This is a genomic window from Shewanella sp. (assembly GCF_051658185.1).
In the GTDB taxonomy this organism is placed as follows: domain Bacteria; phylum Pseudomonadota; class Gammaproteobacteria; order Enterobacterales; family Shewanellaceae; genus Shewanella.
This window is the reverse complement of the sequence record NZ_JBOFMC010000360.1, coordinates 1-7,381: the sequence shown is the minus strand read 5'-3', so window position 1 is coordinate 7,381 and position 7,381 is coordinate 1. Positions and strand designations below refer to the sequence as shown.

The following is a 7,381-nucleotide window of genomic DNA, read 5'->3' as shown; positions in this document are numbered from 1 at the left end:
AAGGGGCAGCAATACTGACAGCCCTTGGCTGCTGAGTTGATGCACTGTCAGGCCTTGTTCAAACCAACTGGCGCGGCCATCGATGCGTTTGGCTGCAAACTGCATATCATCCACGGTTACGTTCAGGTTCTGTAATTGTGTGCTATCAAGTACGATCCCCAATGGCAGTACCAACTCCGTTGGTACTTCATCAGGTATCTCATTCATTTGATTAGCATTGCTGCTGGCGATATCTTCATCTGTGCTGAGTTGCTCGGTATCGATAATCACGTTGACTTTGGTTGCGGCAAGCTCATTGACGCAGAGCCGGCTTTGCAATAAGCAGGCGGGTTGCCAAGCAAGGTGTAAATCGTCGAGTTCGACCTTAATACCCGGCATGGACCATGTGGCATGGGCCAGCGTGAGATCCCGGTTAAGTACGCCAGCGCGGTAGACGAGCTCAAGATCGGGAACGAAACGATTAGCCAAGCCAACACTGAGGCGGGCGCCTATTTCGGTCCCAAGTAAGAGGGCGAGCAGGACTAACAGGCTCAGGGGCACGTAAACGACAATGCGGGTGAGCAGTTTGAAAATCCACCAACCGCGCTGTGGAATCGACATCTTAGGCGCAGATGAGGGGACATCGGATGGCTGTGGAGTGGATTGCTCAGGATGAGCGGCGCCTAAATGAGCGGTATTGGGCGCTTTCGGATCATCCAACGGGGGCTGGTTCATAGTTCACTCCCCATGGTTAAGTGCAGGCGCCATGAGCGCTCCATTGTGTCGGTTTCTTTCAAGCCTACGCCTAAATCTATCTTAATTGGGCCAATGGGGGATATCCAATGGATCCCGCCGCCGACGGAGACGACGGGCTCAAACTGATTGTTATCAAAGGCGTTACCCGCATCAATAAAGGTCCCAAGACGCCATGTGGGCGTGAGGTAATATTGGTACTCTACACTGCCAACCATTAAATAGCGGCCACCAATGACCTCGCGGTTAGCTCTGCCCTCGGTATCCACATAGTCAAAATAGGGGCCCAGTTCTTGATAACCATAACCGCGCACGGTTTGGTCACCCCCGGCAAAGTAACGCAGTGAGGGGGGGATGTGGGCCAGCTCATTTTCATTGGCAATGTTGGCGGCTAAATCGAGACGAGCAACAAAGCGGTGATTATCAAAAAAGGTATCTATCCATTTGAATTTAGCCTGTAATCTGGCGAGTCGAATATCTGAGCCTAAGTAGGGATCGGCATAATCTACGCTATAAAGTTGCCGAAAACCCGATTTAGGATCGAGGGTATTATCACCTCGGGTCGTTTTAGAAAAATTAATGCCCGCCAAATATACCGTTGGCAGATAGTCTGTACCCGCTTGGGTGTATTCCTCTGTGATGGCATGGAGCGAGTAGTCCATGAGCCATTGATTATCGAGGCGTTGTTGGCGCACGAGTCCGAGTAGGTATTTAGTGGCTTCTAATTGACCGGTATTGGTAAAGTCGCGCTTGTCAGGATCATAAATTTGGGTGACGCCATACTTATCCCGTAATAACCCCAGACGAATGTTGAGCTGATCGTCTAAAGGGTGGGTCAGGGGGATAGTATAAGTGGTCAAGAACTTAGGGCGCTCAGGCGACCACTCTAGTGTGGTTTCTTGGGAATGACCGTATTGATTAATTTGGGGGGTTCGCCAAGTGACACGTACTCGCGGATCGAGGGTTTTGCTGCCGCTTTTGCCGACATCACCGCCCAGACCCAATTCGATAGAATGGCTCGCTTTAGGGGTGAGCTCTACTTTGACGGGGATTTGATAGTCTTCAGCCTGATCTATCTGTGGCAGTACTTTAATATTGGCAAAATAGCCCGTGTCCAGTAATTGGCGATTAAGTGCACTCACGCGGCGGGTTGAATAGTTCGCATCCTCTTTAAATGGAATGAGATCATTTAATATCTCTGGCGCGAGGCTATGGCCCTCAAAACTGACCGCACCAAAGTGATAGCGCGGCCCCGAGTCAAAATGCAGGCTGATTTGGGCAGTATTGAGATCCCGATTGATTTTAATTTGTGAGCGGGTAAATACGCCATCAAAATAGCCCCGGGCGAGGGCGAGGGTCACCAGTTGGGATTTTATATCAGAGTAGCGGCCATGGTTTAAGGTGTCGCCAGGCTTAATATTGACTTGGGCTAACCATTGATCAAACGCGCGATCTGTTAACATTTCGCCAGCAAAGACAATATCGACCCACGCGATGGTTATCGGCTCACCCGTCTTGATGGCTAAGGTTAATTCCCAAGGGCCTTTGTCGCGTTCGATGAGCTTGTCCTCGACTTCGCCATGATAGTAACCCATTGATTCGAGAGCGGTGTTGACATTATCTTCAACATTAAACAAAAAAGCGCGGCGCTGGACGTCAGAGTCAGGTAGCGTGCCTAAGTGGGCCAAAATGTTGCGCTTAAGCGCCCCATCCACCCCCGTGACTGACACCTTTAACACATGCTCAGCAGCGAGGGTAACTGAAGTACTTAAACCCAGGACAATAAGTAAGTTAAGCCGAAAAATAAAACTCGTGATTTGCAAAAAATGCCGCACGTGATGCCCCCTGTGGTGTAACGACATTGTCGCTAGAATAAGCGTAACAGGCAAGGATATGATTGCAATTGGCCATCGAGCTGGTTACAAAGGAGGCAACAGGACATTGAGTCATCACGAAACGGGCTCAACGTCGTCAGTTTTTTATAATTTTCATGAGCATACTGAATATGTCTGAGTATACCAATGCCCCGCAAGTGCCCTTTGCCATTGCTATCCATGGCGGGGCGGGCACGATTTCAAAGGCGCAGTTAACCGCACCATTACGCCAAGCCTATAAAGACACCCTAACTTTGGCTATCAATCGCGGCTCGGCCATTCTCGCTCAGGGGGGCGATAGTGTGGTGGCGGTGCAAGCGGCAATTACGGTGTTGGAAAATAGTCCGTTGTTTAATGCTGGTATCGGTTCGGTGTATACCTATGATGGAGGGCATGAGCTCGATGCCGCTGTGATGGATGGCCGCACCATGAAAGCCGGTGCCGTCGCTGGCGTGCGCCATATTGCTAACCCTATCGATTTAGCATTTGCGGTGATGCAACATTCGGATCATGTGATGCTCGTGGGCGATGGCGCGGAAGAATTTGCTTTAACCCAAGGTTTTACCTTAGTGCCTAATGGCTATTTTTCTACGCCTGCGCGCAACCAGCAGTTACTTGATGCTAAAGAGCGGCTCAATAACGCAGCGGTGGCGCTGCAAATGGCGGGCATTGAAGCACATAACATGGATGATAAATTTGGCACCGTTGGGGCGGTGGCCTTAGATAAACAGGGCAATCTTGCCGCTGGGACTTCTACTGGCGGGATGACGGCCAAACGATTTGGGCGCATAGGGGATTCAGCGGTGATCGGCGCCGGGACCTATGCTGAAAATGGGGTATGCGCCGTCTCTGCGACAGGACATGGGGAGTTTTTTATCCGCTACCATGTGGCGGGAGATATCTGTGCCAAAGTGAAATATCAACATAAATCGGTTATTGAGGCTGCCCAAGAAGTGGTGATGCAACGTTTAGCTGCCCACGGCGGTGCGGGTGGGGTGATAGCTATCGATAGCCTTGGCAACATTGCCACGCCTTTTAATACCCAGGGCATGTTTCGGGCAACGCAGCGCAGTGACGAGCCTGCCAAGGTATTGATCTGGGAAGAGGAATAATCAGCCTGAGTTAAAAGCCCTTTACATTCACCCATAGCATTAAGTTTTGTCTTCTTTAGGATCAAACCCTTACCCTCAGCGGTTTTTTGACTAGACTCTAGCTGTAGAACTCATAAAGGGGAACGCTATGGACTCAATCAACATTCGTGATTATATGGACCGTCAACCCGTGCTACTGCATCCTGAGATGTCCCTTGCAACAGCCGTGGATGAGCTGCTGGCGCATAATAAGATGGGCGCGGCCGTAGTGGATAATCGCGGCGCATTGGTGGGGTTTTTATCTCAACAGGATTGTTTAGCCGTCATGCTTAAAAGCAGTTATCACTGCGATATGACGGCGGTGGTAGAGGATTGCATGCGCACCGAAGTGCTCTTTGTCGGCCCCGATGACAGTATTGTCCAACTTGCTGAGCAGATGCTCGGCGCAAAACCTAAGATTTATCCAGTGGTTGAAAATGGCAAAGTGATTGGCACCATTAATCGCACTCATGTATTAAAAGCGATGGCAACCTATATGCAGCAGTGTTACCTTGCCCCCGCCTAAGGGCGACGGGACCTGTGCCAAATGCCTGTGCCAAGAGTGACCCAAGTATGACCCTAGCGTGCTCAGGGCGACGTTCGCGCAAGGCATCGCCGGATAAACCGGCTAAGGGCCGAGGTTTGCTAAATTATCCATACCAATACGCCACGTTCCTTGCTAGGATCGCCGTTTTTGATGCTAGCAATGGAATTTGGTTTTGAACTCTGAAAAACATCCGCTCTCGAATGCCTTTCTTAATCTTTGCTATCACAGCGATGCTGCGCGGATCCGGCGTCGTTTATTTAAGCTGAATCAAGAAGCGGATCCGGCTAAAAAAGCCCAAGAGTTAGCCAAGCTTTCCGAGCAAGCGCAACTTGCCTTCGATAAGGCTGAACAGCGCCGCCTCGCTCGCCCCAAAATTGACTATCCTGAAAACCTGCCCGTATCGTTAATGCGCGATGAGATCGCCAAGGCGATTGCCGCCAATCAGGTAGTGATTATCGCCGGTGAAACCGGTTCAGGTAAAACCACTCAGCTGCCCAAAATCTGCTTAGAATTAGGCCTAGGCTGCCGCGGCATGATTGGTCACACTCAGCCGCGGCGCTTAGCTGCTCGCAGCGTGGCCAGTCGCGTGGCTGAAGAATTACACAGCCCGTTAGGTGAGGTGGTCGGCTTTAAAGTGCGTTTTGCCGATGCACTGAAAAGTGAGTCCTATATTAAACTGATGACCGACGGGATTTTACTGGCGGAGTTAACCTCAGATCGCTATTTAGATCAATACGATACTATTATTATCGACGAGGCTCACGAGCGTAGCCTTAATATTGATTTTATCTTAGGTTATTTAAAGCAAATACTTAAAAAACGTCCCGATTTAAAAATCATCATCACCTCGGCCACCATTGATGTGGAGCGTTTTTCTAAGCATTTTAATGACGCGCCGATTATTGAAGTCTCCGGCCGTACCTTCCCGGTCGAAACCCGTTACCGCCCCTTAGTGCAAGACACGGATGCCGATTTAGATCAAATCGAAGGGATTTTTGCCGCCGTCGATGAACTCGTTGCCGAAGGGCTGGGGGATATACTGATCTTTATGAATGGCGAGCGGGAAATTCGCGATACTGCGGAGCAATTAACGCGCCGCAATTATCGGGATACCGAGATTTTGCCATTGTATGCCCGACTTTCTTACGGCGAGCAGTCTAAGGTATTTAGCAGTCACCGGGGACGGCGAATTGTGCTGGCCACAAACGTTGCCGAAACCTCACTGACCGTCCCCGGGATCCGCTATGTGATCGATCCCGGCACCGCGCGCATTAGTCGCTATAGCTACCGCACTAAGGTACAACGTTTACCGATAGAACCTATCTCCCAGGCCAGCGCCAATCAACGCCAAGGTCGCTGCGGCCGCGTAGGGCCGGGGATTTGTATTCGGCTCTATGATGAGGCGGATTTTAACAATCGCCCGGCGTTTACCGATCCGGAGATTTTGCGGACAAACCTCGCTTCGGTGATTCTGCAAATGCTCGCCATTGGCCTTGGGGACATTGGCGCTTTTCCGTTTATTGAGCCACCCGATCCGCGTCATATCCGCGATGGCTTTTTATTGCTTGAGGAATTACAAGCGGTTAAACATCAACGTGGCAAACTGGTGTTAACGCCACTGGGGCGCAAGCTTGCGCAAATTCCCGTGGATCCGCGGTTAGCACGCATGGTGGTCGAAAGTCAGCAACTGGGCTGTTTGCACGAGGCGTTGGTGATCACCGCCGGTCTTTCTATTCAAGATCCCCGGGAGCGACCGCTCGATAAAAAACAAGCCAGTGATGAGGCCCACCGCCGCTTTGCCGATCCCCATTCGGATTTTGTCAGTTGGGTCAATCTGTGGCAGCACTTAAAAGAACAGCAAACTGCGTTATCTGCGAGCCAATTTCGTAAAAAATGCCGCGATGAATATTTGGCGTACCTGCGCGTGCGCGAGTGGCAGGATTTATACGCTCAACTACGTCAAGCGGTACACGATCTTAAATGGCGGTTAAATGATACCCCCGCCAGTTACGAAGCGCTGCACCGGGCCTTGCTTGCCGGGCTGCTCAGCCATATTGGTTTTAAAGAGAATAATAACGAGTACTTAGGGGCGCGTAACCGCAAGTTTTTTGTGTTCCCAGGCTCACCCTTAGCGAAAAAAGGGCCAAAGTGGATCATGGCGGCCGAATTGACCGAAACTTCGCGCTTATTTGCCCGCTGCTGCGCCAAAATCGAGCCGGAATGGTTAGAGCCTTTAGCGGCGCATTTGATCAAAAAAAGCTATGTTGAGCCCCATTTTGAAGCGAAACCCGCCAGTGTGATCGCTTTAGAAAATCAACAACTCTATGGCTTGACCATAGTGCATCGGCGCAAGGTGCAATACGGGCCGATTAATCCCACCGAGGCGCGCGAGATTTTTATCCGCAGCGCCTTGGCCGAAGGCCAACTCCACACCCAAGAAGCTTTTTTTGTTGCTAACCAGCAGCTGCTTGAGGATGTGGAGTCCCTTGAACATAAATCTCGCCGCCGCGATATTTTAGTGGACGAGCAAGTGCTGGTGGACTTTTACGAAGCGCGCATTCCAGAGGGGATTTATAACGCCCAGCTGTTTTTTGGTTGGTGGAATAAGACTAAACGTCAGCAGCCGGATTTATTGGATTTTAATAAAGCGCTGTTAATGCAGCGCAGCGCTGAGCATATCTCGGCGTTAGATTTCCCTGATACTTGGCACAAGGGCAATTTGCGCCTCGCGCTCAGTTATCATTTTGACCCAAGTGCTAGCGATGATGGTGTCTCGGTGCATATTCCGGTGGCGCTGCTAAATCAAATCGATGATAGCGATTTTGATTGGTTGGTGGCGGGGCTACGGGAAGAAAAATGTATTGCGCTTATCAAGTCCTTACCTAAAACGCTGCGGCGTAATTTTGTGCCTGCACCGGATTATGCGAGGGCCTGCGTGCAGGCGATGGCGCCTTTTAGCGCCAGTTTGCTCGAGGCCATGTGCAAACAGTTACTGCGCATGAGTGGTACACGCATCACGCCAGAAGATTTCGATTTAACGCAGTTACCTGCACATTTGCAGATGAATTTTAAAATCGAAGACGATAAACACAAACTTA

4 protein-coding genes and 1 pseudogene are annotated in these 7,381 nt (G+C 50.6%); 3 read left to right on the top strand and 2 right to left on the bottom strand.

The features are described from left to right. A pseudogene (locus ACRCZA_RS13760) lies at positions 1–714 on the bottom strand (translocation/assembly module TamB domain-containing protein); the annotation flags it as partial. Then, entirely contained in the window at positions 711–2,567 is a 1,857-nt protein-coding gene (locus ACRCZA_RS13755) for an autotransporter assembly complex protein TamA (RefSeq protein WP_438674980.1), read from the bottom strand. The pseudogene ACRCZA_RS13760 and the gene ACRCZA_RS13755, both read right to left, overlap by 4 nt. A gap of 170 nt (positions 2,568–2,737) precedes the next feature. On the opposite strand from ACRCZA_RS13755, the gene ACRCZA_RS13750 reads away from it, so the two are divergent. The 3 genes from ACRCZA_RS13750 to hrpA all read left to right on the top strand — a co-directional run. Continuing rightward, entirely contained in the window at positions 2,738–3,718 is a 981-nt protein-coding gene (locus tag ACRCZA_RS13750) for an isoaspartyl peptidase/L-asparaginase family protein (protein ID WP_438674979.1), read from the top strand. A gap of 127 nt (positions 3,719–3,845) precedes the next feature. Continuing rightward, entirely contained in the window at positions 3,846–4,262 is a 417-nt protein-coding gene (locus tag ACRCZA_RS13745; RefSeq protein WP_438674978.1) for a CBS domain-containing protein, read from the top strand. A 187-nt stretch (positions 4,263–4,449) separates the two neighbouring features. Then, positions 4,450–7,381, top strand: a 2,932-nt coding sequence (gene hrpA, locus ACRCZA_RS13740) for an ATP-dependent RNA helicase HrpA (protein WP_438674977.1), incomplete at its 3' end; no start/stop codon positions are given.

Coding starts and splice junctions, on each gene's coding strand:
- ACRCZA_RS13750 (WP_438674979.1), top strand. CDS start 2,738: ATGTCTGAGTATACCAATGCCCCGCAAGTGCCCTTTGCCATTGCTATC.
- ACRCZA_RS13745 (WP_438674978.1), top strand. CDS start 3,846: ATGGACTCAATCAACATTCGTGATTATATGGACCGTCAACCCGTGCTA.